We start from the raw sequence: 24,757 nt of genomic DNA on the forward strand, positions 1-24,757 counted from the left end.
CCGCCGGCGTCGCGCGACGCGGCGGGCGACGCGGCGGGCGACGCGGCGCCGGAGGGCGCGGCGGCGGACGGCTGCTGCTGCTCGTTCACGGGAGGTCCCTTGGTTTCGCGGTCAGCGTTCGGTGCTGTTTATTCCTTTTGGGTGCGAATGCCAGCCTACGGGGGATGGAGGTGGAGCGGGGTGGGGGTGGGGGCGGGACTCTGTCGGGTGGGGGCTTCGCGTGGTGGGTGGGGTCGGGGGTGGGCGGGACTTGACCCGGCCCGACACGGAAGGGCAGTGAGACTGACGGGAAACCCCCAAGCCCTCCCTGACACCGACCAGGTCGAGTCCCGCCGTCCCCCGACCCCGCTCCACCCCGACCCCGACCCTGACCCCGCCCCCTCTATCCCCTCCGCGACAGGGCCTCGTGGACGGCTTCGTCCGAGCGGGCGATCAGGGCGGTGCCGTCCTCGGCGGTGATGATCGGGCGCTGGATGAGCTTCGGGTGGGCCGCCAGGTGGGCGATCCAGGCCTGTCGGGCCGGTTCCGTCGCCTCGCGCGGCAGGTCCCGTACGCCGGTCTCCTTCGCGAGGGGGTCGGAGGTGCGCGTGATGTCCCACGGCTCCAGGCCGAGGCGCCCCAGCACCTCGCGGATCTCGGCCTCGGACGGTACGTCCTCCAGGTACCGGCGCACGGTGTACTCGGCGCCCTCCGCGTCCAGCAGGGTCAGTGCGCTGCGGCACTTCGAGCAGGCGGGATTGATCCAGATCTCCATGCGCATCAGGGTAGTCAGACTCCGTCTGGCCAGGGGCTTTTGTCAGTGCCCCCCGGTAAAATCGAGGGAGCACGACAGGAAGCCAACTACCGTTTGGGAGGCTGTAGATGGCCGCTGCCGCGATCATTGTGATGCCCAAGAAGAAGCCGCTGCCGGCGGGCTTGCCCCGCGAGTGGTACGAGAGCCACAACCGCCGCCTGAAGGCGATGCGGCTGGCGATTTCCCTGCTCGACACGGGGACGTACGACGCCAAGCGCGCCACCAACCGCAAGATACGGACGATGGCGGTGCGGGTGGGTATCCACCGGCCGTCCAACCTCACCTGCAGGATGGTCCGGGCCTTCATCACCGCCCACAACTGATGTGCTGCCGTCCTGCCGTCCTGACGTCCTGATGTGACGGCCGGCCGGCCCGCCGGGGCTCTCCGTCCCGGCGGTCCGGCCGGACCGCTCACTTCTCGTCGAAGGTGATGTCCTCGACCGGGTGGGTCATCTTCACGGTCTGCAGGGCGGTATCGACCTCGACGATGCGGTGCAGGCCGGTGAGCGGCTCCGGCTGTCCCTGGAGGTAGAACCGGTCCGCGGCCCCGGCCAGGTAGGCGCGGAAGCAGCCGAGGGTGGGGGCCGCCGGGTTGAGGTCCAGGTAGTCCTTCAGCCGGCGGAACAGCTTCGGGAGGATCACCGCCCCGGTGTCGGCCGTGAGGGAGGACATCCCGGTGACCTCGGCCCCGTCGGTCGTCCGGTCCCGGTCCCACACGCCCTTCTTGGGGGTGGAGCTCCTCGCCGCCTGCGCCGCGAGGGTGAGGGAGGCGCGCAGGTGGTCGGGGAAGCCGGTGTAGAAGGTCGGGTAGGCCAGGCCGAGGCTGACCAGGTGGTGGTTGGCGGTGTTCCTCAGCTGCCTCTCGTCGACCTCGATCTCGTAGCCGTTGAAGACGGGCGGGATCTTGCGGCCGACCAGGGCCACGCACCGGCCGAAGATGTCGGCGCCGCCGGTGAGGATGAAGCCGGGCACGGTGTCGGGGGTGGTGCTGGTGATCGTCTCCCGGTCGTCGCGGACGAACTGGGTGAAGCCGAGCCAGGTCAGCAGCTCGTCCGCGGCCCGGTGGGCCAGGTCCAGGGGCTGGTGCTGCACCCCGGAGTCGTCGTCGCCGTAGTGGGTCTCCAGCGCGTCGATGGCCTCCAGCCGGATGGAGGCGCGGCCGTCGGCCTTGGGCAGGACCTTGCGGTCCCCCGGTACGCGCTTCCAGTCGGCCACGTCGTCCGGGGTGAAGGGGATCGTGTCGCCGTCCGGTTTGGAGCCCGTCGCGCGGAAGGTTCCTCTGATGAGCAGCATGGACATGGCGACTCCCACGGACGTCGGGACGGTGTCGCTACCGAACGTGGTCTCTGACTACGCACAGTGCATGTCCGGTGAATCTAGGGACCCGGCGGGCCACCGGGCAACCGCCTTTCGGGCGACAGCATCAGAAGGGCCACGTCGTCGCCCGGGCCGCCCCGGGTGAAGGCCTCCAGGTCCCGCCACACGGCCGGGACCAGGCCGGCGGGGTCGGCGGCCAGCACCGGCAGGCGGGTGGCCAGCGGGTAGAAGCACCCGGTCGCGTCGCGGGCCTCGGTGACCCCGTCCGTGTGTGCGAGGAGCCGGTCGCCGGGCAGCAGGGGGAGCTCGGTCACCGGCGGCGGGAGGTTCGGCCCGGTCAGCCCCAGGCCCAGCGGAGGTCCTGGTTCCGCTTTCACCTCCGAGACCTCGAAGTCCCGCAGGAGCAGTACCGGGGGATGCCCGCAGGACACGATGCGCACGAGGTCCAGTCCGGGCGGGAACTCCAGCAGCACCGCCGTGGCGAACAGCTCCGGGCGAGGGGTGGAGTCCGCCTCGGCGTCCTCGGTCAGCCGCCGGTCCAGCCGGGCCGCGACCCCGGTCAGCTCCGGATCGTCCAGTACCGCCTCCCGGAAGGCGCCGAGCAGGGCGACGACCGTCCCGACCGCAGTCAGCCCGTGCCCCTGCACGTCGGCCACCACCGCCCGCACCCCGTACGGTCCGGCCCGTACGTCGTACAGGTCGCCACCGACCAGCGTGCCGCGCTGGGCCGCCCGGTAGAGCGCGGCGCAGCGCACTGTGCCCACCCGCTCGGGAACCGGCGGCAGCACCGCCATCTGGGCGGCCTCGGCGACCGTGCGGACGCTCACCAGCTGGGCGTCCCGGCGCCGCCGCACCAGGGCGATGACCACGCTGAGCAGTCCGACGGTGGCCACGGTCGCCAGGTCCGAGCTGTGGGCGTGCCCGACGCCGAGCGCGGGTACCCCGAGGAGCACCAGCACCACGACGGCGAAGGCGGCGGTGCCGCCGGCCCCGTAGGAGAAGGCGGCCACGGCGGGCAGGGCGGCCAGGAAGTAGCCCAGTTCGGCGGTCCCGGGCGTCAGCCACTGGATGAAGCAGAGCACCACCAGGGCCACCGCGGGCGCGAGCCGGGCCCAGCGCGGTGGCGGCGCTCCGTGCAGGCTGCCCAGGTCCTCCCGTCCGCGTCTCACTCCTCCACCCTGGTACCGGCGCCGGGGGCGCGCACGCCGGGTGGCTCCGGCGGGCGCGGGCCGCGACAGTGGTCCCGTGACGGATTCGCAGAGTGCCGCCATCAGCACCCGGCTGAACTGGCTGCGGGCGGGGGTGCTGGGTGCCAACGACGGGATCATCTCGACCGCCGGCCTGGTCGTGGGCGTGGCCGGCGCGACCACCTCGCGCACGGCGATCCTGACGGCGGGGGTGGCGGGCCTGCTGGCCGGGGCGCTGTCGATGGCGGCGGGGGAGTACGTGTCGGTGAGCTCGCAGCGGGACTCCGAGCGGGCGGCGCTGGAGGTGGAGCGGCGGGAACTGGCGGAGGAGCCGGAGGCCGAGCTCGATGAACTCACCGGGATGCTGATGGACCGGGGCCTGGACCACGCGGTGGCCCGGGAGGCGGCGCAGCAGCTGACGGAGCGGGACGCGCTGCGGGCGCACGCGCGGGTGGAGCTCGGCATCGAGCCGGACGAGCTGGCGAACCCGTGGCACGCGGCGTTCGCGAGCCTGGTGGCCTTCACGGTGGGGGCGGTGCTGCCGCTGTCGGCGATCGTCCTGCCGGGGCCGTCCGGGCGGGTGCCGGTCACGGTGACGGCCGTGCTGGCCGCGCTCACCCTGTGCGGGGTGGTCAGCGCGCGGCTGGGCGGGGCCCCGGTCCCGCGGGCGGTCCTGCGCAACGTCCTGGGCGGCGCGCTCGCCATGGCCGTCACCTACGCGGTGGGCACCTGGCTCGGCACCGCCTGACCCCACCGGACCCCGCCGCCTCGATCGCCGGCGGGGCTGGGTTTGGCCGTGCCCCCGCCCCCGCCCGGCCGGGGCACCGGCACACTGGCGCCATGCGTATCGCCCTCACCGGATCCTCCGGACTCATCGGCAAAGCCCTCGTACGCTCCCTCCACGCCGACGGCCACGACACCGTCCGCTTCGTGCGCCGCGCGCCCGGCGCCCCCGGTGAGGCGCGCTGGGACCCCCGCGCCGGATACGTCGACCCCGCCGGTCTCGAAGGCGCCGACGCCGTCGTGCACCTGGCCGGGGCCGGCGTCGGGGACCACCGCTGGACGGCCGCGTACAAGAAGGAGATCCGCGACAGCCGGGTCCTCGGCACGGCCGCGATCGCCCGCGCGGTGGCCGCTCTCGGCAGCCCGCCGCCCGTCCTGGTCTGCGGCTCCGCCATCGGCTACTACGGCGACACCGGCGACCGCCCCGTCGACGAGGGCGCCCCCGCCGGGACCGGCTTCCTGCCCTCGGTCTGCGTGGACTGGGAGGCCGCCGCCGCCCCCGCCCGCGCCGCCGGGATCCGGACGGTGTTCGCCCGTACCGGGCTGGTGGTCGCGGCCGACGGCGGGGCCTGGGGCAAGCTGTTCCCCGTCTTCCGCGCGGGCATCGGCGGCCGGCTCGGCAACGGCCGCCAGTACTGGTCGTACATCTCCCTGGACGACGAGATCGCCGCGCTGCGGCACATCATCGACACCCCCGCCCTCACCGGCCCCGTGAACCTCACCGCTCCCCACCCCCTGACCAACCGCGAGGTCACCGCCGCGATGGGCCGCGTGCTGCACCGCCCGACGGTGTGTGCCGTGCCCGCCCCCGTGATGCGCCTGGCGCTCGGGGAGTTCGCCGGGGACGTGCTGGGCAGTCAGCGCGTGCTGCCCGCGCGCCTGTTGGAGTCGGGCTTCGCCTTCCGGCACCCCGGGATCGAGGAGTCGATCAGGGCAGCGCTGGCGTAGGCGCACCGTGCGACCATGTGCGACCGTTCGTGACCCGCATGCGACCGTCATGCGACCGGAGTTGTGCGCAATACCCCACCGGACTGGGGTTCTCCTGGAGCCCGTTGGGGGAAGGAGGAACCCCACACAGCCGCGCCGACCTCGGGGAGGGGCACGTGCTCAGCAGCGCACACCATGTCGCACACCACGCCGCACACCATGCGGACGTCGTCATCGTAGGAGCCGGAGTCTCAGGGCTCGCGGCCGCACACCACCTGATCGCGGCGGGGGTCACGGTCAGCGTCCTGGAGAGCGCCGACGACCCCGGCGGCCGGATGGCCACCGCCTCGGCCGACGGCTTCCGGCTCGACCGGGTCGGCCAGCTCCTCAGCACCTCGTACACCGAACCGGCCCGCACCCCCGGCCTGGAGGGGCTCGTCCTGCGCCCCTTCGCCCCCGGGGTCCTGGTGCACGGCGCCGACGGCCGGCAGCAGCGGGCAGCGGCGCTGACCCCCGCCCGCGCACTGGCCAGCGGCTCCCTCGACCAGGCCCGGCTCAGCGCCGCCCTCGGCCGGCTCGCCGCGCTGCCCGTGGACCGGCTGCTCGCCCGGCCCGAGCGCACCGCGCTCGCCGCCCTCGGCTCCCGCGGCCTGCCCCCGCGCACCGTGAACGGGGTCCTGCGGCCCTTGCTCGCCGCATTGCTGCGCGACCCGGCGCTCACCACCTCCAGCCGCGTCGCCGACCTGGCCCTGCGCACCTTCGCCCGCGGCCGGCTCGCCGTCCCGGAGGGCGGCGCCGCCGCCCTGCCCGACCTGCTGGCGGCCGGCCTGCCGCCCGGCACCGTGCGCACCGGGGTCCGCGTGCGGTCGGTGGCGACGAACCTCGTCACCACCGAGGACCACGGCGACTTCGGCTGCCGGTCCGTCGTCCTCGCCACCGGCGCCCGGGCCGCCGCCGGCCTGCTGCCCGGACTGCGGGTGCCCGCCTTCCACGAGGTCACCGTCATCCACCACGCGACCCCCGCCCCGCTGCCCTGGGACGGCTCGCTGCTCCTGGACGCGGACCCCAAGTGGCCCCTCGCCCACACCACCGTGATGAGCGCGGTCGACCCCGGCCGGGCCCCGGCCGGCCGGAGCCTGGTCACCACCACGGTGCACGGCCCGCCGCCGCCCGCCCGGACGGTCGCCTCCCGCCTGGCCCGGCTCTACGACACCTCGACCCGGGACTGGGAGCTCCTGGCCGTCCACCACACCCCGGAGGCCGTCCCCGCCATGCCCCCGCCGTACGACCTGCGGCGCCCGGTCCGGGTGCTGGCCGGCCTCTACGTGTGCGGGGACCACCGCGACTCCAACACCGTCGACGGCGCCCTGCACTCCGCCCGGCGCGCCGCCACCGCCCTGCTCCGCGACTTCGGCATCCCGCTCCCGGTCCGCCCCGAACCGGCGGTGCCGGCGGCGGCCTGAGCGGACCGCCGGGAGCGGACCGCAGGAAGGGACCGCAGGAAGGGGCCGCCGGAAGGGGCCGCCGGAAGAGGACCGGCGCGACGGACACCACCGCAGGCCGGCCGGGCACCCACAGCCCGGCCGGCCCGCGGCCCGCGGGGGTTCAGGACATCGCCGCCACCCGGTCCCGGTAGCTCCGCACCGCCGACGCGTCCCGGTACGGCTCCAGCCGCCGCTCGAAGTCCCGTACGTACTCCACCGCGCGCACCGAGCGCATCTCGCCGGCCTGCTGCGCCGCCTCCGCCCCCAGCGCGCACGCCTGGTCCAGCTCGCCCAGCCCCAGCCGCGCCGTGGCCAGCACCACCCGGCAGAACAGCCGTGAACGCGCGAACCCGGGCGCCCGCAGCTGGAGCGAGCGCTCCGCGTGCTGCGCCGAGGCACGGTACTGCTGGAGGTCCCGGTGGCAGTGCCCGAACTCGTCCGCGAGCTGGGCCTCGTCGAAGGCCCGCGCCCAGTGCGGTACGTCGTCGCCGGGCCGGCCCGCGCCCAGTGCCCGCTCGGCCCGCACCAGGGAGGCGGTGGCCGCCCGCACCTCACCGAGGACGGCGTGCCCGCGTGCCTCCGCCGCGTGCAGCAGGGCCTGGACGACCGGGGGCGGGCCCGATCCCACGCCCTGCTGGGCGACCCTGGCCAGCTGCACCGCTTCCCGGCCGTGCCCGAGGTAGACCGCCTGCCGGCTCATCGTCACCAGCACGTAGGCCCCGTACGACCGGTCCCCGGCGGCCTGGGCCAGGCGCAGCGCCTGCACGAAGTAGCGCTGCGCCAGTCCGTGCGCGGCGATGTCGTACGAGGTCCAGCCCGCGAGCCGGGTCAGGTCGGCGGCGGCCGCGAACAGCCGCCGCCCGGTGCTCTCGCCGTAGGTGCCGCGCAGCATCGGCTCGGCCTCGTGCTCCAGGTAGCGCACGAGGGCCTGCCGGGCGTGGCCGCCGCCGTAGGCGTGGTCCAGGGTCCGGAACAGCTCGCTCACCGACCGCAGCGCGGCGATGTCCCCGCCGGTCACGCGCTGCCCGGGGCCGCGGTCGATCTGGCGCTGGCGGGGGACGGAAGGGCGGCCCTGCGCCGGGACGCGGTTCGCCGCGGGGTCCACGCCGCGCCCCACCCGTTCGTCGGCGCGGCCGATGAGCCAGTCGCGGCTGGGCACCACGAGTCCGGCCGGGGTGAAGGCGATCTTGCGGAGCTCGGCGTGCGAGCCGGAGTCCTTGCGCCAGAGCCCGCTCGCGATGTCCACGGCCTCCTCGGGGGTGGCCGCGAACTCCAGTCCCGCGTACACGGGCGCGCAGGCGTCCAGCCCCAGGTCCTGGGCGGACAGCCGGCGGCCCAGGCGCCGGGTGAAGACCTCGGCGATGAGTGCCGGGGTGGTGCCGCGGGGCTGCTGGCCGCGCAGCCAGCGGGTCACGGACGTCTTGTCGTAGCGAAGGTCCAGACCGTGTTCCAGGCCCAGCTGGTCGACGCGGCGGGCGAGCCCGGCGTTGGAGAACCCGGCTTCCGCGATCAGCGCCGCGAGCTGCCGGTTGGGGACGCGCTGGGCAGGTCGTTCCGTCATCGGCTCCACGGTTTCCTGACGTGACGGACCGGAGTCCCGGCCCTTGAACGGCGTGAATGTAGCGGCCAAGTCCGCTCTTGCCGCCCTCTCTGTCCCACATTCATCCGATCGTGTGCCGAATGAGGAGGGCCCTTTACGGGTCGGTCCCCGCTGTCCGCGTACGCTGCGCCCCATGACCCGCCGGCCCCCCGGGGCACATGCCCCCGACATGTACACGGACTCCACCGCCCCGCTCCCCGCCCCCGAGCTCACCGAGGCGGAGTGCCGCCGGTGCGGTACGTACATCGCGGGACTGGACGGCCGGTACGCGTGCGGGGTGTGCGGCTGGGTGAACGACCACTCCGAGGGCCACCGCCGGCTGCCGAGGGCGGACGAGGACCCGGACCGCCCGCCCGCCGGGCGCAGGCGCCCCCGGCAGCTGCCCGGCCCGCCGCCGGGGGCCGGGGACCCGGGGGCCTGAAGGGGCGCGCACGGGTCGCCGTACTCTTGGCCTGGTGCGATCGCGTGCACACAGCAGGTTCAACGAGGAGGCGCTGCGGTGACTGAGCTTCGGTTTGTCCATCTGGGCTTCGGGCCGGAATCCGTCGAGTACACCGAGGCCTGGGACGAGCAGCGGCGCGTCCACGCCGCCCGCTTCGCGGACGAGGTCGAGGACACCTGCCTGCTCGTGGAGCACCTGCCGGTGTACACGGCCGGCCGGCGCACCGACCCGAGCGAGCGGCCGCTGGACGGCACCCCGGTCATCGACGTGGACCGCGGCGGCAAGATCACCTGGCACGGTCCGGGCCAGCTGGTCGGTTACCCGATCATGAAGCTGCCCCGCCCGGTCGACGTGGTCGCGCACGTCCGCCGCCTGGAGGACGCCCTCATCCGCACCGCGGCCGAGTTCGGCCTGGAGACCACGCGGGTCGAGGGCCGCTCGGGCGTCTGGGTGCTCGGCGACCCCGTGGAGCAGCGTCCCGCGATAGGCGGGCTCTCCCTCGACTTCGACCCCCGCATCGGCGACGACGAGTTCGACGCCCGCCTCAACGGCCCCGAGTACGCCCCGTCCAACGCCGGGCAGCGCCGCGAGGACCGCAAGCTCGCCGCCATCGGCATCCGCGTCGCCAAGGGCGTCACGATGCACGGCTTCTCCCTGAACGTGAACCCGGACGCCACCTGGTTCGACCGGATCATCCCCTGCGGGATCCGGGACGCCGGTGTGACCTCGCTCTCCTACGAGCTGGGCCGCGAGATCACCATCGCCGAGGTGCTGCCGGTCGTCGAACGGCACCTGAAGGACGTGCTGGAGCAGGCCGAGCTGAAGCCGCGCGAGATCGAGCCCGCCGTCGGCTGACCGCCGGGGGGAATGCGTCCGGCCGACACCCGGTTGGCCGACGTAAGAGCGTACGAAATTACGGGCGTACCCTGGTGGGCGCCGAAGAATCGAAGTCACAGGGAGCCGGTCGTGTCCGCAGTCGCACCCGACGGACGCAAGATGCTGCGCCTCGAGGTCCGTAACGCCCAGACGCCCATCGAGCGCAAGCCCGAGTGGATCAAGACCCGGGCGAAGATGGGTCCCGAGTACACGAAGATGCAGGCCCTGGTGAAGGGCGAAGGACTGCACACGGTGTGCCAGGAAGCCGGCTGTCCGAACATCTACGAATGCTGGGAGGACCGCGAGGCCACCTTCCTCATCGGTGGCGACCAGTGCACCCGGCGCTGTGACTTCTGCCAGATCGACACGGGCAAGCCCGAGGCCCTCGACCGCGACGAGCCGCGCCGCGTCGGCGAGTCCGTCGTCACGATGGACCTGAACTACGCCACCATCACCGGCGTCGCCCGCGACGACCTGGCGGACGGCGGTGCCTGGCTCTACGCGGAGACCGTGCGCCAGATCCACCAGCAGACGGCGGGCCGCGAGGGCGGCCACACCAAGGTCGAGCTGCTGGCCCCCGACTTCAACGCGGTCCCGGAGCTGCTGGAGGAGGTCTTCGCCTCCCGCCCCGAGGTCTTCGCGCACAACGTCGAGACCGTGCCGCGCATCTTCAAGCGAATCCGCCCCGGCTTCCGCTACGAGCGCTCGCTCGACGTGATCCGGCAGGCCCGCGCCTACGGCCTCGTCACCAAGTCCAACCTGATCCTGGGCATGGGCGAGGAGCGCGAGGAGGTCTCGCAGGCGCTGAAGGAGCTCCACGAGGCCGGCTGCGAGCTCATCACCATCACCCAGTACCTGCGGCCCTCGCCGCGGCACCACCCCGTGGAGCGCTGGGTGAAGCCGGCCGAGTTCGTCGAGCTGGCGAAGGAGGCCGAGGAGATCGGCTTCTCCGGCGTGATGTCCGGGCCCCTGGTCCGTTCGTCGTACCGCGCGGGCCGTCTGTACGGCCAGGCGATGGAGAAGCGCGCGGCGGTCTGAAATCTGACCGCGTGTGCGTGTGAGGTCACGCACAATTACTTACCAACGGGTAACACCGCAGTGACGCGGCCCCTAGGCTCTTTCGGAGGAGCCCGGCGGGCCGCGTCGGCGTTTGCAACGTGTCAATCACATTTGACCGACCGGTCACGCCCTGGTAACACCAGTCAGTGACGCTGGATCCACGCACCGCACACACCGCACGCCACCCCATCGACGTGAGCACCGAGAGAGGGTCCGACATCATGCAGGCCGCGCCAGTACGCGCCATTGCCATCCCGTCCTTCACCGAGGCCTTCCGCGGCATCGAGTCGCTGCTCATGAGCGGTGCCCGCAGGAACGCCTGGACGGCCGTCCTGGAGGACCGCCGCAGGGCCAAGGACAGGGTCGAAACCGAACACGTACTTGAGGCCGCGGCGACCCGGACCCCGCAGGCCACGTAAACTTCGGTTTATGGCGAGGAAGTCAAACGCAGAGACTGCTGCGAACCCCGGGCGACTGAAGCAGATCGCCCTGACGTACAAGATGACGCGCAAGGCCGACCCGAAGGTCGGTCTGATCGTCGCGGGCGTGGGAATCGTCACCTTCGGTGTCTTTCTTGCGATCGGCTTCCTGATCGGCCACCCGGTCTACCTGGGCATCCTGGGCTTCCTGGTGGCGTTCCTCGCGATGGCGATCGTCTTCGGGCGACGGGCCGAGCGGGCTGCCTTCGGGCAGATGGAGGGCCAGCCGGGCGCCGCCGCGGCCGTACTGGACAACGTGGGACGGGGCTGGACGACCACCCCGGCCGTCGCGATGAACCGCAACCAGGACATCGTCCACCGGGCGGTCGGCAAGGCGGGCGTGGTCCTGATCGCGGAGGGCAACCCGAACCGGGTGAAGGCCCTGCTCGCGGCCGAGAAGAAGAAGCTGGCCCGGATCATGCCCGACATCCCGGTCCACGACTTCATCGTCGGCACCGGCGAGGGCGAGGTGCCGCTCAAGAAGGTCCGCACGACGCTGCTGAAGCTGCCGCGCGTCCTGACCGGCCCGCAGATCACCCAGGTCAACGACAAGCTCCGGGCCATGGGCGACCTCATGAGCAACATGCCCGTGCCGAAGGGTCCGATGCCCAAGGGCATGCGGATGCCGCGCGGCGGAAAGATGCGCTGACCCGCTCTTCGTATACATCACACAGGGGCGCCCCCGAGCCGTCAGGCCGGGGGCGCCCCTGTGTCGTGTCGCCGTGTCGCCGTGTCCTCGTGTCAGGACCGTCAGATCCGGACCTGGACCGCGCCGGCCAGCCGGTCGTGCAGTCCGCGTCCGTCCCGGTCCCAGACCAGCGCCGGGATGACGAGGGCCAGGAGCAGGGTGCGGACCACCACGCGGAGGACGCCGAGGCGGCCGCCGTCCTGCCCGATGACCCGGAGGCCGAGGATCCGCTTCCCGGGGGTGAATCCCACGGTGCCCACGGTCAGGATCGACAGGACCACGAAGAGCCCCAGCGTCCAGTTGCCCGCGGCCTGCAGGTTCCCGTGCGTGATCAGTCCGTATGCGATGAGCTGGCAGCCGAGCCAGTCGATCAAGACGGCGCCGAGCCGGCGTCCGAAGCGGGCCACGGAGCCGGGCCCCGACCGGGGCAGGCCGAGCCGTTCGCCCGGATGGCCGAAGTCGACGCCCATCTCCTCGGCGGTCGCGCGGGGGCCGGAGAGCCAGGATCCGATTGCTTGCCTGTTGTCCACTCCACCACGGTACCGGTGGCGTTCGACGGCCCCTGGACGGGACCCTGGTTAACTTGTGCGAAACAAATGGGTCATGCTTGGGAAATCCCGTCTGCTTATGGTCGGGTCAGCGTGCGGCACCGCACTGACGCACCACGAGCTATAAAAGCCCGTCCCTGCCCCGGGGACCGGGAGTAGGAGGAGTTGGATGTTCAAGAACGCCGACGAAGTGAAGCAGTACATCGAGGAGAACGACGTCAAGTTCGTTGACGTCCGCTTCTGCGACCTGCCCGGTGTGATGCAGCACTTCACCATCCCGGCGCGAGCGTTCGACCCGGCGGAGGAACTCGCCTTCGACGGATCCTCGATCCGCGGCTTCCAGGCGATCCACGAGTCCGACATGGCTCTGCGGGCCGACATCACCACCGCGCGCCTGGACCCGTTCCGCAAGGACAAGACGCTCAACATCAACTTCTTCATCCACGACCCGATCACGGGTGAGGCGTACAGCCGCGACCCGCGCAACATCGCCAAGAAGGCCGAGGCCTACCTCGCCTCCACCGGCATCGCCGACACCGCGTTCTTCGGCCCCGAGGCCGAGTTCTACGTGTTCGACAGCGTGCGCTTCGCGACCTCGGCCAACGAGGGCTTCTACCACATCGACTCCGAGGCCGGCGCCTGGAACACGGGCTCCGAGGAGAACAACCGTGGTTACAAGGTCCGCTACAAGGGTGGTTACTTCCCCGTAGCCCCGGTCGACCACTTCGCCGACCTGCGCGCCGAGATCTCCCTCGAACTGGACGCCCAGGGCCTCCAGGTCGAGCGCCAGCACCACGAGGTCGGCACCGGTGGCCAGGCCGAGATCAACTACAAGTTCAACACGCTGCTCGCCGCGGCCGACGACCTGATGCTCTTCAAGTACATCGTGAAGAACGTCGCCTGGCGCAACGGCAAGACCGCGACCTTCATGCCGAAGCCGATCTTCGGTGACAACGGCTCGGGCATGCACGTGCACCAGTCGCTGTGGGCGAACGGCGAGCCGCTGTTCTACGACGAGGCCGGCTACGCGGGCCTGTCGGACACCGCGCGCTACTACATCGGCGGCATCCTCAAGCACGCCCCGTCGCTGCTGGCGTTCACCAACCCGACCGTGAACTCGTACCACCGCCTGGTGCCGGGCTTCGAGGCGCCGGTCAACATGGTGTACTCGCAGCGCAACCGCTCCGCCGCCATGCGCATCCCGATCACGGGCTCGAACCCGAAGGCCAAGCGCGTCGAGTTCCGCGCCCCGGACCCGTCGTCCAACCCGTACCTCGCCTTCGCGGCGCTGCTCCTCGCGGGCCTCGACGGTGTCAAGAACAAGATCGAGCCGATGGAGCCGATCGACAAGGACCTCTACGAGCTCTCGCCCGACGAGCACGCGAGCGTCCCGCAGGTCCCGACCAGCCTGGAGGACGTGCTCAAGGCCCTGGAGGCGGACCACGAGTACCTCCTGGCCGGCGGTGTCTTCACCCCGGACCTGATCGAGACCTGGATCGACTACAAGCGCACGCACGAGATCGCCCCGATCGCGCTGCGCCCGCACCCGCACGAGTTCGAGCTCTACTTCGACCTCTAAGCCGGGACACCGCCGGGATCTTTTCGAAACCCGGCATCGTGCCTGTTGGAAGGCCCCCCACCGCTCTCCCGGAGAGCGGTGGGGGGCCTTCTGCTTTTGACAGCCCGAGTGGTCGGAGCCACGGTGGAACGGTACCTAAAAGCCCGATAAGCGAGACATGTTCGGAGGTGCATGGAAATGCGCCGTAGGATCATCGGAGTCGTCGTCGCGGGGGCCGCGGGTCTCACCCTCGGTCTGCTGCCGCTCACCAGCGCGTCCGCCCACGACCACAGTGGTGGCTGGGACTCGCGCGGGAGCCACGCCCGCTGGAACCACAACGACTGGGGCAACGGCAACGGCAACGGCAACTGGAACGACGACGACTGCGGCGGGAACGGTCACTGGAACGACAACGACTGGGGCGGCCGGCACGACTCCGGCTGGAACCACGACGGTGACTGGGGAGGCTGGCGCTGACCTGCTGCCGGATCTGCCTCGATGCCCCTGCTCCGCGAACCTCAGCGGAGCAGGGGCATCGCGCCGGTCAGCTCCGTCAGGCAGCGCACCGCCAGGTCGGCGGGGGAGCCGGGGCCCGACACGGGGGCGTCCGAGGCGGACCAGACCTCCAGGGCGACGCGGATCGCGTCCGTGGAGGCCGCGGCGAGCAGGCGTACCGACATCGCGTCCGCCCCCGGTCCGGCCAGCCGGGCCATCACCGGGACCAGACGCTCCTCCGACTCCTGGTTCACGCGGTACCAGACGGCCCGCAGGGCCTCGTCGGAGGCCGCGGCCCGCAGCAGGCCGCGGGTGACCTCCAGGCCCTCCTCCACCGCCTGCGAGTCGCTCAGCGCACGACGCACCGCGCGCTCCAGAGCCTGTGCGAGGGGGGTGCCGGGGTCCTCCTCGGCGAGCAGTGCGCGCCAGGCGTCGCCGCCGCCCGCGAGCAGCGGGGCCACGGCCTCCTGCTTGTTGCGGAAGTAGCGGTAGAACGTACGCAGTGCCACGCCGGCGCGGTGGGCGATGTCCTCGGCGGTGGTGCCGTCGGGACCGTGTTCTGCGAAGAGCTCGCAGGCGGCGCGGGCGATGTCGAGCTGGGTGGCGGCCTTGCGGCGCTCGGTCAGCGACGGGGTTCCGGGGCCGCTCTGGGGGGAGTACGGACGGGGAGATCTCACGGGTGAAGCGTACCGTCCGGCACGTCCAGTGACTGCATTCAATGACAGGGTGGCAAAACGTGCCATCTGGTCGGTACGCTCACCCCATGAACCGTTACGAAGGACGACGCGTCCTCATCACCGGCGGCGGCTCCGGCATCGGCCAGGCCACCGTCCACCGCATTCTCGCCGAGGGCGGCCGCGTCCACGCCGTGGACGTCAGCGAAGCCGGTCTCAAGGCCACCGCCGAGCAGGCCGCAGCCGACGGCCACGCCGACCGGCTGACCACCGCGATCCTGGACATATCCGACGAGGCCGCCGTCCAGGCCGGCGTGGCCGCCGCCGTGGACGCCCTCACCGGCATCGACGTCCTGGTCAACGCGGCGGGCATCCTGCGCTCCTCGCACACCCACCAGACCACGCTCGACTTCTGGAACAGGATCATCGCCGTCAACCTGACCGGCACCTTCCTGATGATCCGCGAGTCGCTCCCCGCGCTGCTCGCGGGCGAGCAGCCCGTCGTCGTGAACTTCAGCTCCACCTCGGCGACCTTCGCCCACCCCTACATGTCCGCCTACGCGGCCAGCAAGGGCGGCATCCAGTCCATGACCCACGCGCTGGCCGCCGAGTACAGCAAGCAGGGCCTGCGCTTCGTCTCCGTGGCCCCCGGCTCCATCGAGTCCGGCATGACCACCGGCACCGGACCGGGCCTGCCCGAGGACACCGACTGGAGCCTGTTCACCAAGCTCGCCCCCGCCCTCGGCCAGGGCTTCGCCGGCCCGCAGGCCGTCGCCGGCGTCGTCGCCATGCTCGGATCCGAGGACGGCTCCTTCATCACCGGCACCGAGATCCGCATCGACGGCGGCACGCACTACTAGGCCGCTCCTTCCCGGACGCCTGGCCCGGCGGGGCGGTCTGCCGATGCGGCGGACCGCCCCGTCCCGTCCCTACCGTTCTCGGCCAAGGTCCGGCCGGTCGCACGGCCGGGGGTTTGAGCGACGCCGTACACCCGTTCGGGTGATCGGCGCCGGACGCTGCACCGGGGTGATCACGGCGGGGAGAACATGTGTCCGGCTCTTCGTCATCACCCCTGTCCCGGAAGGCGGGCACATCCATGTCGGTTGACGGCACCCCCGAGACCCCGTTCGCGCTCAACCCCGAAGACCTGGCCAGGCTGGAAGCGATCCGCGAGGCGTTGTCGGACCCGTCGCCGCGCCGGATCGGGCGCCTGGACCAGTGGGGCCTGGCCGACACCTACGAGACGTACGCGGAGGTCGCCGAGTACAGGGAGCTCTCGATCGCCATGGCGGACGGGACGTTACTCGACGCGGCGCTGAGCGTCCCGCGCAACCTCGCGCCCGGACAGACCTGTCCGGCGGTCGTGCTGCCCGCCCCGCTCATCGGCATCGGACACCGGGCCTACCTCGGCATGTTCCCGCGCTGGGCCCTCGGCGGCTACGCCGTCCTGGCCTATAGTCAGCGCGGCCTGGCCGAGTCCGGCGGAGAGATCCAGGTCGCCGGCCCGCAGGACGTGGCCGATGCCACCGAGGTCGTCAACGCGCTGATCCAGGTCGAGGGCGTGGATCCGGACCGGATCGGCTTCTTCGGCTCCTCCTACGGCGCCGGCACGAGCCTGCTCGCGGCCGCGAAGGACCAGCGGATCAAGGCCGTGGCCGGCACCAGCGCCTGGGGAGACCTCTTCGCCTCCCTGTACGAGAACGGCACCCGCCACCTGAAGGCCTTCGAGGCGCTCGTGGCACTGTTCGGCGAGGACCGGTGCTCGAAGGAGTTCCTGGCCATCATCGAGAAGATCCGCGGCAACACCGTCGACGACGAGGTCCGGGAGTTCGCCCGGCTCAGGTCGCCCAGGCACTACCTGGACGCGTACAACGACGCCGCGACGCCGATCCTGATGACCACCGCCTGGCACGAGACGATCTTCTCGGTCCCCGCGGTCGTCGACCTCTTCACCCGGCTGACGGGGCCCAAGTCGCTGCTCGTCCAGGTCGGCGACCACGGCAACGGCGAGCTCCCCGGCCTGGCCGGCCTCCTCTCCAAGCCCACCGAGATGGCCTACCGGTGGATGGACCACCACCTCGGCGGCACCGCCGGCGACGGACGCGAGCCGGGGTTCGACGTCCGCTCGGAGTACATGCACAACCTCCTGTCCGACCTCCGCCACCCCGACTGGGAGAGCTACGCCCTGCCGCGCAAGCGGTTCCACCTCGCGGAGGCCGCCGCCGGCGAGCGCGACGGGCGGATGTCCGAGGGCGCGCCGCAGCCGGGCTGGTCCCGCTCCGTCAAGGCCACCGGCAAGGGCACTGAGGCCGTGGTCGCTCCCAAGCTGGTCCAGACCGGCCTGGCCGAGCGCATGGGCCTGCCGCACGTCTACAAGACGGACGAGATCGACCGCGGCCTCGCGGCGGTCTGGACCAGCGCACCGCTGGAGCGGGCCATGCGCGTCCAGGGCGACCTGGAGGTGCGGGTGACGCTGAAGCCGCAGCAGCCGAACGCCATGATCGTGGCCTACCTGATGGACTGTGACCCGGCCACCGGGAGGGCCGCCATCATCACCCACGCCCCCTACACCCTCACCGACGGGCAGGCGGGCAAGGCCACCACGGTGACCTTCGCCCTCCAGCCCGCCCACTACGCGCTGGCCAAGGGCCGCCGGCTCCAGCTGATCATCGACACCCACGACCCGTTCTTCGCCGCGGCCAACACCACCATGCAGGTGTCCACCATCGACATCGGCTCCCCGCAGGGAGCCGAGTCCTACGTCGACATCCCGCTCGGCACCCTGGACTGACGCCCACACCAGGCAGAGGCGGCCCGGCCCCGGGCCGCCTCAGGCCCTGAAGCGGTCCCACAGCCGGGGGAAGCGCTCCGCCAGCACGGCTTCGTCCTCGAAGTCCAGCGCAGCGCCCTCCGGCTCCGCCGCCTGCAACGCGATCCCCAGGTCCGGCGCCACCGCTCCCGTCAGCTGCTCGTACGCCTCGTCGGCCGAATACCCCAGCTCCTCGCCGTCCCCGTCGATCTCCTCGTCGAACTCGACCAGCAGCTCCGCCAGCTGGTCCGGCTCGTGGACCGCCCCCTCGAAGACCTCCCGGCCCTGCCCGATCAGCCAGCACCGGAAGTAGTCGAACGCGTCGTCGCTCGCCCCGTCGAGCAGCACCCACGCCGCGCCCCACAGGTCCCAGGTGTACGCCCGGTTGTAGCGGGACTCGAAGTGCCGCGCGAAGTCCAGCACGGAGTCGGGGTCGAGCTGCGCGAGCCGTTCCACGAGCAGCTCGGCATGCTCCTCGGGGTCGCCCTCGGCGGCCTCGCGGGTACGGTCGACGATCTCCCAGAACTCCGTCTCGTCCATCACCGCTCCAGCATCACGGGTCCACCCCCGCGCCGCCACCGCTCATACGGCCAAAGGCCGGTGTCCGTCCCCGGGCGGACGCATACTCGGAGCGAAGGGGCGGGCGCGACGGCGAGAGGGGCGCGGGATGCGGGGGGAACTGATCGAGGGCCGTTACCGGCTGGAGGAACGGCTCGGCGAAGGCGGCATGGGCGAGGTGTGGAGCGCCCTGGACGTACGGATGATGAGGCCGGTCGCCGCCAAACTCGTCCGGACCGTTCCGGGCATGGACGCGAGCCAGGTGGAACGGCGGTTCACGCACGAGGTCCGCTCCGCGGCCAACCTCCCGCACCACCACACGGTGACCGTCCACGACTGCGGCGAGACCGTCCTCGCGGGCCGCCGGCTGCTCTACCTGGTGATGGAACTCCTCGACGGCAGCACGCTGGCGCAGCTCTTCCGCGATCCCCGGCCCGTGCCCTGGTACGACATCGCGAACTGGGCCGGCCAGATCGCCGCCGCCCTGTCCGCGGCGCACGGACGCGGCATCGTCCACCGCGACGTCAAACCGGGGAACGTGATGCTCACCGGTGCCGGTGTGATCAAGGTCCTGGACTTCGGGCTCGCGAAGATCCTCGCCGAGACCCTGCGGGTCTCGGACCTCACCGTCACCGGCACCGCCATGGGCACCTTCGCGTACATGTCCCCCGAACAGTGCCGGGGTGATTCCGCCATCGACCACCGCGCGGACCTCTACAGCCTGGGCTGTCTGCTCTACGAGGGCCTCGCCGGGCGCCCGCCCTTCACGAGCGCCGAGCCGTACGCGCTGCTCTACCGCCAGGTGCACGAGCAGCCCCGCCCGCTTCCCGCGGGCAGGGCCCCCGTCGGCCTCACCGACCTGGTGATGCACCTCCTGGCCAAGGACCCGGCACACCGCCCGCCCGACGCGGCCACCGTCGTACGCGAGACGGACCGGCTCCTGGCCGGGTACCGGCAGCCCCCGTACCAGCCGCCCGTCACCGCACCGGACGGCGCCGCGGAGGTGGCCCGGATGCGCGCCGAGGCCGAGCGGGAGATCGCCGAGCTGCGGGAGCGGGCCTCGCGCGACGCGATGGCCGCCCGGGCCGCCGCCCAGAGGGACGCGGCCGCCAAGCGCGAGGAGGCCGACGCCCTGTTCGAGGAGACCCGCGCCAAGGCCGTCCAGGCCGCCCGCGCATTCGAGACCGACCTGGCGAAGAGGCGCGAGCAGTCCGAGCTCGACCTGGCCGCCCGTCAGGCGAAGGCCCAGAAGCGCCTGGCGGAGATCGAGCACCGGGCGGAGCAGCTGAGCCTGGAGGCAGAGAAGCTGCGTACGGCCGCCGAGTACGGGGCCCGCCGGACCGTGGAGATCGCGCAGCGCCGGGCCGAGGACATCGTCGCCGGCGCGTACGCGGAGGCCGACCGCATCCGCGGCGCGTCCGACGGCGGGCCAGTGGAGCCCCCCGGCCGCTGGGCCGCCGTCGAAGAAGTGATGGAGGAGCTGAGACGAGAGCGCGGCGACGCCGAGGACGGGATGCAGCAGCAGCGGTGAACGCCGTGAGGCGGCCCGCCCCCGAAGGGACGGGCCGCCTCACGGTCGGACGGGCTCGGGCCTACAGGCCGTAGCGCTCCCGGGCCTCCTTGATGGCGGACGCCGGGACCTCGCCGCGACGGGCGAGCTGGGCCAGCGAGGCCACCACGATCGACTGGGCGTCGACGCCGAAGTGGCGGCGGGCGCCCTCGCGGGTGTCGGACAGGCCGAAGCCGTCCGTGCCCAGCGAGGTGTAGTCCTGCGGGACCCACTGGCTGATCTGGTCCGGGACCTGGCGCATCCAGTCGGAGACGGCCAGGACCGGGCCGGGTGCGCCGTCGAGCACGCGGGTGACGTACGGGGTGCGCTCCTCGCCGCGCAGCAGCGCCTCGTCGCACTCCAGCGCCTCGCGGCGCAGCTCGCCCCAGGAGGTGGCGGACCAGACGTCGGCGGCCACGTTCCAGTCGGCGGCGAGCAGCTTCTGCGCCTCCAGGACCCAGTGGATCGCCGTGCCGGAGGCCATCAGCTGGATCTTGGGAGCGTCGGCGGCCGGGGCCGCCTCCGCCAGGTCGGCCGCGGTGTTGAAGCGGTACAGACCCTTGAGGATGCCCTCCTCCACGCCCTCGGGCATGGCCGGCTGGAGCTTCGGCTCGTTGTAGACCGTCAGGTAGTAGAAGACGTCTTCCGGCTTCTCGCCGTACATCCGGCGCAGACCGTCCTTGACGATCACCGCGATCTCGTACGCGAAGGCCGGGTCGTAGTTGAGCGACGCCGGGTTCGTGGACGCGATCAGGTGCGAGTGGCCGTCCGCGTGCTGGAGGCCCTCACCGGTCAGGGTGGTGCGGCCGGCCGTGGCGCCGACGATGAAGCCCTTGCCGAGCTGGTCGGCGAGCTGCCACATCTGGTCGGCGGTGCGCTGCCAGCCGAACATCGAGTAGAAGATGTAGAACGGGATCATCGGCTCGCCGTGCGTCGCGTACGACGTGCAGGCGGCGATGAAGTCGGCCATGGCGCCGGCCTCGGTGATCCCCTCGTTGAGGATCTGGCCGTCCTTGGCTTCCTTGTAGTACATCAGCTGGTCGCGGTCGACCGGCTCGTACGTCTGGCCCAGCGGCGAGTAGATGCCGGCGGACGGGAAGAGGGACTCCATACCGAAGGTACGGGCCTCGTCGGGGACGATCGGCACCCAGCGCTTGCCGGTCTCCTTGTCCCGCATCAGGTCCTTGACGAGGCGGACGAAGGCCATGGTGGTGGCCATCTCCTGCTTGCCGGAGCCCTTGATCAGCGGGGCGAAGGAGCGGTCGGCCGGGGCGGGCAGGGCCACGTGGTGGACCTTGCGGGCCGGGGCGGGGCCGCCGAGGGCCGCACGGCGCTCGTTCAGGTACTGCACCTCGGGGCTGTTCGCGCCCGGGTGGCCGTACGGGACCTTGCCATCGGCGAAGGCGCTGTCCGGGATCGGGAGGCCAAGGAGGTCACGCATGTCCTTGAACTCGTCGATCGTCAGCTTCTTCATCTGGTGGTTCGCGTTCTTCGACTCGAACCCGGCACCCAGCGTGTAGCCCTTGACGGTCTGCGCGAGGATGACCGTCGGCGCGCCCTTGTGCTCCAGGGCGGCCTTGTACGCGGCGTAGACCTTGCGGGGCTCGTGGCCGCCGCGGGAGCTGTGGAAGCACTCGGCGATCTTCGCGTCGGACAGCAGGCCGCCCAGGGCGACGAGCTCGGCGTTGGCGCCGAAGAAGTGCTGGCGGATGTAGGCCACGTCGCGGGTCGCGTACGTCTGGAACTGTGCGTCCGGTACCTCGCGCAGTCGGCGCACCAGGGCGCCCGTGGTGTCGAGCTGGAAGAGCTCGTCCCAGGCGGAGCCCCACAGGGACTTGATGACGTTCCAGCCGGCGCCGCGGAACTGGGCTTCCAGCTCCTGGACGACGCGGAAGTTCGCGCGGACCGGACCGTCGAGGCGCTGCAGGTTGCAGTTGATGACGAAGGTCAGGTTGTCGAGCCGCTCGCGGGAGGCGAGGGCCAGGGCGGCGGTCGACTCGGGCTCGTCCATCTCGCCGTCGCCCAGGAAGGCCCAGACGTGCGAGTTCGCGGTGTCCTTGATGCTCCGGTTCTGCAGGTAGCGGTTGAAACGCGCCTGGTAGATCGCGGAGAGCGGGCCGAGGCCCATGGAGACCGTGGGGAACTCCCACAGCCACGGCAGGCGCCGCGGGTGCGGGTAGGACGGCAGGCCGTTGCCGCCGGACTCCTGGCGGAAGTTGTCGAGCTGCTGCTCGGAGATGCGCCCGTCGAGGAAGGCGCGGGCGTAGATGCCGGGGGAGGCGTGGCCCTGGATGTAGAGCTGGTCGCCCGATCCGTCGGCCTCCTTCCCGCGGAAGAAGTGCTGGAAGCCGGTCTCGTAGAGCCACGCGGCGGAGGCGAAGGTGGCGATGTGGCCGCCGACGCCGTACTTGGAGCCGCGGGTCACCATGGCGGCCGCGTTCCAGCGGTTCCAGGCGGTGATCTTGGCTTCCATCGCCTCGTCACCGGGGAACTCCGGCTCCGCGGCGGTGGGGATGGTGTTGACGTAGTCCGTCTCCAGCAGCTTCGGCAGGGCGAGGCCGGCGGCCTCGGCGTGCTGGAGGGTGCGGCGGAGCAGGTATTCGGCGCGGCGCGTACCGGCGGCCTGTGCGACGGCGTCGAGGGAGGCCGCCCATTCGGCGGTCTCCTCGGTGTCGCGGTCCGGGAGCTGGTCGAGCTCGCTCGGAAGCTTTCCTACGGGGTCGGACATCGGTGTGCGCCGCCTTCCGGACAAAGGAGAGGAGGTGGTGATCAAACACCCTGACGGGCAGGACAGGGTCGATGAACCCGGGTGGGGTCCGCGTCGACTGTAAAGCGCTGATCGATGATCGATCAAATAAAAGTGACGAATAAATGTCACTACGACGAAAGTCGGCACCGGGTGCCATGAATCCAGGCACCCGGTGCCCATGGGACGAGTGCACGAGCGAGCCCTGGCAGATCTCTGACGATCTGCTAAAAGCCGCAGGTCAGAGGGTGTTTCCCATGCAACGGAAAAGCGGTGCCCGGGGGAGCCCGGGGCGGGCCGCTCGTCCGTCGCGAAAAGGGCTCAGGCGCGCGGTGCGCAGCCCAGGACGTGCCGCTTCACGAGCAGTCCGATGTCCGGATCCTGACTGCGGAAGGCCGCCACGAGGGCCTCGTGCTCCTCCGCGTAGGACTTCTGGACCGTACCCAGCCAGCGGATGGACAGGGCCGTGAACACCTCGATGCCCAGGCTCTCCCAGGTGTGCAGCAGCACGCTGTTCCCGGCGGCCCGCACCATCTCGCGGTGGAAGCCCACGGTGTGCCGCACCTGCGCCGTGCCGTCCTCGCTGCGGTCCGCCTCCCACAGGGCGGCCACGTGCGGCTCCAGGGCCGTGCAGTCGGCCGCCAGCCGCGGGGCGGCCAGCTCGGCCGCGATCTGCTCCAGACCGGCCCGGACCGGGTAGATCTCCTCCAGGTCGGCCGCGGAGAGGTTCCGTACGCGGACGCCCTTGTTCGGCGCCGACTCGATCAGCCGCAGCGTCTCCAGCTCGCGCAGGGCCTCCCGCACGGGCGTCTGGCTGACCTCCAGCTCGACCGCGATCCGCCGCTCGACGATCCGCTCGCCGGGCTTCCAGCGGCCGCTGACGATCCCCTCCACGATGTGCTCGCGGATCTGCTCGCGCAGCGAGTGCACGACGGGTGGGGTGATCATCGGCGTTTCAACTCCTGTTAGGGGCACGCAGGGCCTGATGCGTAGACAATACGGCGGTCGTGGCCTGCTGCGATGCGTTCCCGGTCAGGGACGCCGGGTGAGGCTCGTTACAACGACGGCGCCCCCGCCCGGACGGATCCGGACGGGGGCGCCGCCTAGCGGCAGCAGGGGCTGCGCGCGGGACCTTACAGGCCGAGCTCGACCTCGAACTCGCCGGCTTCGAGGATCGCCTTGACGGCCGAAAGGTACCGGGCCGCGTCCGCGCCGTCCACCAGGCGGTGGTCGTAGGACAGGGTCAGGTACGTCATGTCGCGGACGCCGATGACGGTGCCCTCGGGGGTCTCGATGACCATGGGGCGCTTGACCGTCGCGCCGATGCCCAGGATGGCGACCTGGTTCGGGGGCACGATGACCGTGTCGAACAGCGCACCGCGCGAGCCGGTGTTGCTGATGGTGAAGGTCGCGCCCGACAGCTCGTCCGGCGTGATCTTGTTGCCGCGGACCTTGGAGGCCAGGTCGGCGGTCGCCTTGGAGATGCCCGCCAGGTTGAGGTCACCGGCACCCTTGATGACCGGGGTCATCAGGCCCTTCTCGGAGTCCACGGCGATGCCGATGTTCTCCGAGTCGAAGTAGGTGATGGTGCCCTCGTCGTCGTTGATCCGGGCGTTGACGACCGCGTGGGCCTTCAGCGCCTGGGCGGCGGCCTTGACGAAGAACGGCATCGGGGACAGCTTGACGCCCTCACGGGCGAGGAAGCCGGCCTTGGCCTGCTCGCGCAGCTTCATGATCTTGGTGATGTCCACCTCGACCACGGAGCTGAGCTGCGCCTGCGAGTGCAGGGCCTTCATCATGTTGTCGCCGATGACCTTGCGCATGCGGGTCATCTTGACGGTCTGACCGCGCAGCTCGGACACCGCGGCGGCCGGGGCCTTCGCGGCCGGAGCGGCGGCCGGAGCCGGGGCGGCAGCGGCGGCCTTGGCGGCCTCGGCGGCGGCCAGGACGTCCTGCTTGCGGATGCGGCCACCGACACCGGTGCCTGAAACCGTGGACAGGTTGACGCCGGACTCCGAGGCGAGCTTGCGCACCAGCGGGGTCACGTACGCGCCCTCGTCACCGGCGGAGACCGGGGTGACGGGAGCGGCGGCGACGGGAGCCGGAGCGGCGGCCGGGGCCGGAGCGGCCACGGGGGCCGGGGCGGCGACGGGGGCGGCGACGGGGGCGACCGGAGCCGGAGCGG

At 71.9% G+C, this 24,757-nt stretch carries 24 protein-coding genes; 14 read left to right on the forward strand and 10 right to left on the reverse strand.

Features of this window, described 5'->3' with window-relative positions:
* Positions 1–382 precede the first annotated feature (382 nt).
* Complete coding sequence (locus tag ACEPPI_RS32475; protein WP_373918839.1) at positions 383–754, reverse strand: ArsC/Spx/MgsR family protein; 372 nt, start codon at positions 752–754, stop codon at positions 383–385.
* Positions 755–861: 107 nt separating this feature from the next.
* Between ACEPPI_RS32475 and ACEPPI_RS32480 the strand changes: the two genes are divergently transcribed.
* Positions 862–1,116, forward strand: a complete 255-nt coding sequence (locus ACEPPI_RS32480; RefSeq protein ID WP_373918840.1) for a hypothetical protein — start codon at positions 862–864, stop codon at positions 1,114–1,116.
* A gap of 88 nt (positions 1,117–1,204) precedes the next feature.
* Here the strand turns inward: ACEPPI_RS32480 and ACEPPI_RS32485 are convergent, their stop codons facing one another.
* Together ACEPPI_RS32485 and ACEPPI_RS32490 are read right to left on the reverse strand one after the other, a co-directional pair.
* A complete protein-coding gene (locus tag ACEPPI_RS32485) occupies positions 1,205–2,092 on the reverse strand; it encodes a nuclease (RefSeq protein ID WP_373918841.1) in 888 nt (295 codons plus the stop codon).
* A gap of 77 nt (positions 2,093–2,169) precedes the next feature.
* The gene (locus tag ACEPPI_RS32490) at positions 2,170–3,279 is read right to left on the reverse strand and encodes a PP2C family protein-serine/threonine phosphatase (RefSeq protein ID WP_373918842.1); all 1,110 of its coding nucleotides are present in this window, start codon (positions 3,277–3,279) and stop codon (positions 2,170–2,172) included.
* A gap of 76 nt (positions 3,280–3,355) precedes the next feature.
* On the opposite strand from ACEPPI_RS32490, the gene ACEPPI_RS32495 reads away from it, so the two are divergent.
* The 3 genes from ACEPPI_RS32495 (at position 3,356) to ACEPPI_RS32505 (ending at position 6,470) form a co-directional block, all read left to right on the forward strand.
* Positions 3,356–4,045 carry a VIT family protein gene (locus tag ACEPPI_RS32495; RefSeq protein ID WP_373918843.1) on the forward strand — a complete coding sequence of 230 codons (690 nt, stop codon included), beginning with the start codon at positions 3,356–3,358 and terminating at the stop codon, positions 4,043–4,045.
* Positions 4,046–4,137: 92 nt separating this feature from the next.
* Positions 4,138–5,028 carry a TIGR01777 family oxidoreductase gene (locus ACEPPI_RS32500; protein ID WP_373918844.1) on the forward strand — a complete coding sequence of 297 codons (891 nt, stop codon included), beginning with the start codon at positions 4,138–4,140 and terminating at the stop codon, positions 5,026–5,028.
* 155 nt (positions 5,029–5,183) lie between these two features.
* Positions 5,184–6,470 (forward strand): FAD-dependent oxidoreductase, encoded by a 1,287-nt coding sequence (locus tag ACEPPI_RS32505; protein ID WP_373918845.1) that lies wholly within the window; start codon positions 5,184–5,186, stop codon positions 6,468–6,470.
* Positions 6,471–6,612: 142 nt separating this feature from the next.
* Here ACEPPI_RS32505 and ACEPPI_RS32510 read toward each other — a convergent pair whose 3' ends face one another.
* On the reverse strand, positions 6,613–8,052 hold the full coding sequence (locus tag ACEPPI_RS32510) for a regulator (protein WP_373918846.1): 1,440 nt from the start codon (positions 8,050–8,052) through the stop codon (positions 6,613–6,615).
* Between the two features lie 172 nt (positions 8,053–8,224).
* Here ACEPPI_RS32510 and ACEPPI_RS32515 point away from each other — a divergent pair, with 172 nt between their 5' ends.
* From ACEPPI_RS32515 to ACEPPI_RS32535, 5 genes are all read left to right on the forward strand, one after another.
* Positions 8,225–8,512 carry a hypothetical protein gene (locus tag ACEPPI_RS32515; RefSeq protein ID WP_373918847.1) on the forward strand — a complete coding sequence of 96 codons (288 nt, stop codon included), beginning with the start codon at positions 8,225–8,227 and terminating at the stop codon, positions 8,510–8,512.
* 78 nt (positions 8,513–8,590) lie between these two features.
* Positions 8,591–9,388 carry a lipoyl(octanoyl) transferase LipB gene (gene lipB, locus ACEPPI_RS32520; protein ID WP_266838668.1) on the forward strand — a complete coding sequence of 266 codons (798 nt, stop codon included), beginning with the start codon at positions 8,591–8,593 and terminating at the stop codon, positions 9,386–9,388.
* Between the two features lie 111 nt (positions 9,389–9,499).
* The gene (lipA, locus tag ACEPPI_RS32525; protein WP_356216110.1) at positions 9,500–10,447 is read left to right on the forward strand and encodes a lipoyl synthase; all 948 of its coding nucleotides are present in this window, start codon (positions 9,500–9,502) and stop codon (positions 10,445–10,447) included.
* A gap of 242 nt (positions 10,448–10,689) precedes the next feature.
* Positions 10,690–10,887 carry a hypothetical protein gene (locus ACEPPI_RS32530; protein ID WP_030233071.1) on the forward strand — a complete coding sequence of 66 codons (198 nt, stop codon included), beginning with the start codon at positions 10,690–10,692 and terminating at the stop codon, positions 10,885–10,887.
* Positions 10,888–10,897: 10 nt separating this feature from the next.
* Positions 10,898–11,596, forward strand: coding sequence for a DUF4191 domain-containing protein (locus ACEPPI_RS32535; RefSeq protein WP_373918848.1), 699 nt, complete (start codon positions 10,898–10,900; stop codon positions 11,594–11,596).
* A 101-nt stretch (positions 11,597–11,697) separates the two neighbouring features.
* Here the strand turns inward: ACEPPI_RS32535 and ACEPPI_RS32540 are convergent, their stop codons facing one another.
* Positions 11,698–12,165, reverse strand: a complete 468-nt coding sequence (locus ACEPPI_RS32540; protein WP_373918849.1) for an RDD family protein — start codon at positions 12,163–12,165, stop codon at positions 11,698–11,700.
* Positions 12,166–12,352: 187 nt separating this feature from the next.
* Between ACEPPI_RS32540 and glnA the strand changes: the two genes are divergently transcribed.
* Both glnA and ACEPPI_RS32550 read left to right on the forward strand, forming a co-directional pair.
* Positions 12,353–13,762, forward strand: a complete 1,410-nt coding sequence (gene glnA, locus ACEPPI_RS32545) for a type I glutamate--ammonia ligase (RefSeq protein WP_373918850.1) — start codon at positions 12,353–12,355, stop codon at positions 13,760–13,762.
* Between the two features lie 177 nt (positions 13,763–13,939).
* Positions 13,940–14,218 carry a hypothetical protein gene (locus tag ACEPPI_RS32550; protein ID WP_373918851.1) on the forward strand — a complete coding sequence of 93 codons (279 nt, stop codon included), beginning with the start codon at positions 13,940–13,942 and terminating at the stop codon, positions 14,216–14,218.
* Between the two features lie 41 nt (positions 14,219–14,259).
* Here the strand turns inward: ACEPPI_RS32550 and ACEPPI_RS32555 are convergent, their stop codons facing one another.
* On the reverse strand, positions 14,260–14,913 hold the full coding sequence (locus ACEPPI_RS32555; RefSeq protein WP_373918852.1) for a TetR/AcrR family transcriptional regulator: 654 nt from the start codon (positions 14,911–14,913) through the stop codon (positions 14,260–14,262).
* Positions 14,914–14,999: 86 nt separating this feature from the next.
* Here ACEPPI_RS32555 and ACEPPI_RS32560 point away from each other — a divergent pair, with 86 nt between their 5' ends.
* On the forward strand, positions 15,000–15,770 hold the full coding sequence (locus ACEPPI_RS32560) for an SDR family NAD(P)-dependent oxidoreductase (RefSeq protein ID WP_373918853.1): 771 nt from the start codon (positions 15,000–15,002) through the stop codon (positions 15,768–15,770).
* A 236-nt stretch (positions 15,771–16,006) separates the two neighbouring features.
* Complete coding sequence (locus ACEPPI_RS32565; RefSeq protein ID WP_373918855.1) at positions 16,007–17,701, forward strand: CocE/NonD family hydrolase; 1,695 nt, start codon at positions 16,007–16,009, stop codon at positions 17,699–17,701.
* 39 nt (positions 17,702–17,740) lie between these two features.
* Here ACEPPI_RS32565 and ACEPPI_RS32570 read toward each other — a convergent pair whose 3' ends face one another.
* On the reverse strand, positions 17,741–18,259 hold the full coding sequence (locus tag ACEPPI_RS32570) for a DUF4240 domain-containing protein (RefSeq protein WP_373918856.1): 519 nt from the start codon (positions 18,257–18,259) through the stop codon (positions 17,741–17,743).
* Between the two features lie 127 nt (positions 18,260–18,386).
* Here ACEPPI_RS32570 and ACEPPI_RS32575 point away from each other — a divergent pair, with 127 nt between their 5' ends.
* Positions 18,387–19,808, forward strand: coding sequence for a protein kinase (locus tag ACEPPI_RS32575; RefSeq protein ID WP_373918857.1), 1,422 nt, complete (start codon positions 18,387–18,389; stop codon positions 19,806–19,808).
* Between the two features lie 61 nt (positions 19,809–19,869).
* On the opposite strand, the gene aceE is transcribed toward ACEPPI_RS32575, so the two are convergent.
* The 3 genes from aceE to sucB all read right to left on the reverse strand — a co-directional run.
* Positions 19,870–22,554, reverse strand: a complete 2,685-nt coding sequence (aceE, locus tag ACEPPI_RS32580) for a pyruvate dehydrogenase (acetyl-transferring), homodimeric type (protein WP_373918858.1) — start codon at positions 22,552–22,554, stop codon at positions 19,870–19,872.
* Positions 22,555–22,893: 339 nt separating this feature from the next.
* A complete protein-coding gene (locus tag ACEPPI_RS32585; RefSeq protein WP_030233098.1) occupies positions 22,894–23,517 on the reverse strand; it encodes a GntR family transcriptional regulator in 624 nt (207 codons plus the stop codon).
* Positions 23,518–23,705: 188 nt separating this feature from the next.
* Positions 23,706–24,757, reverse strand: a 1,052-nt coding sequence (sucB, locus tag ACEPPI_RS32590; RefSeq protein WP_373918859.1) for a 2-oxoglutarate dehydrogenase, E2 component, dihydrolipoamide succinyltransferase, incomplete at its 5' end; no start/stop codon positions are given.

This window comes from Streptomyces sp. AB3(2024), assembly GCF_041862025.1.
GTDB lineage: Bacteria > Actinomycetota > Actinomycetes > Streptomycetales > Streptomycetaceae > Streptomyces.

Bases quoted from the DNA above. Each gene is read 5' to 3' on its own strand.
- ACEPPI_RS32535 (WP_373918848.1), top strand. From the start codon at position 10,898: ATGGCGAGGAAGTCAAACGCAGAGACTGCTGCGAACCCCGGGCGACTG.
- ACEPPI_RS32480 (WP_373918840.1), top strand. From the start codon at position 862: ATGGCCGCTGCCGCGATCATTGTGATGCCCAAGAAGAAGCCGCTGCCG.
- ACEPPI_RS32570 (WP_373918856.1), bottom strand. From the start codon at position 18,259: ATGGACGAGACGGAGTTCTGGGAGATCGTCGACCGTACCCGCGAGGCC.
- ACEPPI_RS32530 (WP_030233071.1), top strand. From the start codon at position 10,690: ATGCAGGCCGCGCCAGTACGCGCCATTGCCATCCCGTCCTTCACCGAG.
- ACEPPI_RS32560 (WP_373918853.1), top strand. From the start codon at position 15,000: ATGAACCGTTACGAAGGACGACGCGTCCTCATCACCGGCGGCGGCTCC.
- ACEPPI_RS32550 (WP_373918851.1), top strand. From the start codon at position 13,940: ATGCGCCGTAGGATCATCGGAGTCGTCGTCGCGGGGGCCGCGGGTCTC.
- ACEPPI_RS32500 (WP_373918844.1), top strand. From the start codon at position 4,138: ATGCGTATCGCCCTCACCGGATCCTCCGGACTCATCGGCAAAGCCCTC.
- aceE (WP_373918858.1), bottom strand. From the start codon at position 22,554: ATGTCCGACCCCGTAGGAAAGCTTCCGAGCGAGCTCGACCAGCTCCCG.
- ACEPPI_RS32510 (WP_373918846.1), bottom strand. From the start codon at position 8,052: ATGACGGAACGACCTGCCCAGCGCGTCCCCAACCGGCAGCTCGCGGCG.
- ACEPPI_RS32485 (WP_373918841.1), bottom strand. From the start codon at position 2,092: ATGTCCATGCTGCTCATCAGAGGAACCTTCCGCGCGACGGGCTCCAAA.
- ACEPPI_RS32575 (WP_373918857.1), top strand. From the start codon at position 18,387: ATGCGGGGGGAACTGATCGAGGGCCGTTACCGGCTGGAGGAACGGCTC.
- ACEPPI_RS32475 (WP_373918839.1), bottom strand. From the start codon at position 754: ATGGAGATCTGGATCAATCCCGCCTGCTCGAAGTGCCGCAGCGCACTG.
- ACEPPI_RS32515 (WP_373918847.1), top strand. From the start codon at position 8,225: ATGACCCGCCGGCCCCCCGGGGCACATGCCCCCGACATGTACACGGAC.
- glnA (WP_373918850.1), top strand. From the start codon at position 12,353: ATGTTCAAGAACGCCGACGAAGTGAAGCAGTACATCGAGGAGAACGAC.
- ACEPPI_RS32565 (WP_373918855.1), top strand. From the start codon at position 16,007: ATGTCGGTTGACGGCACCCCCGAGACCCCGTTCGCGCTCAACCCCGAA.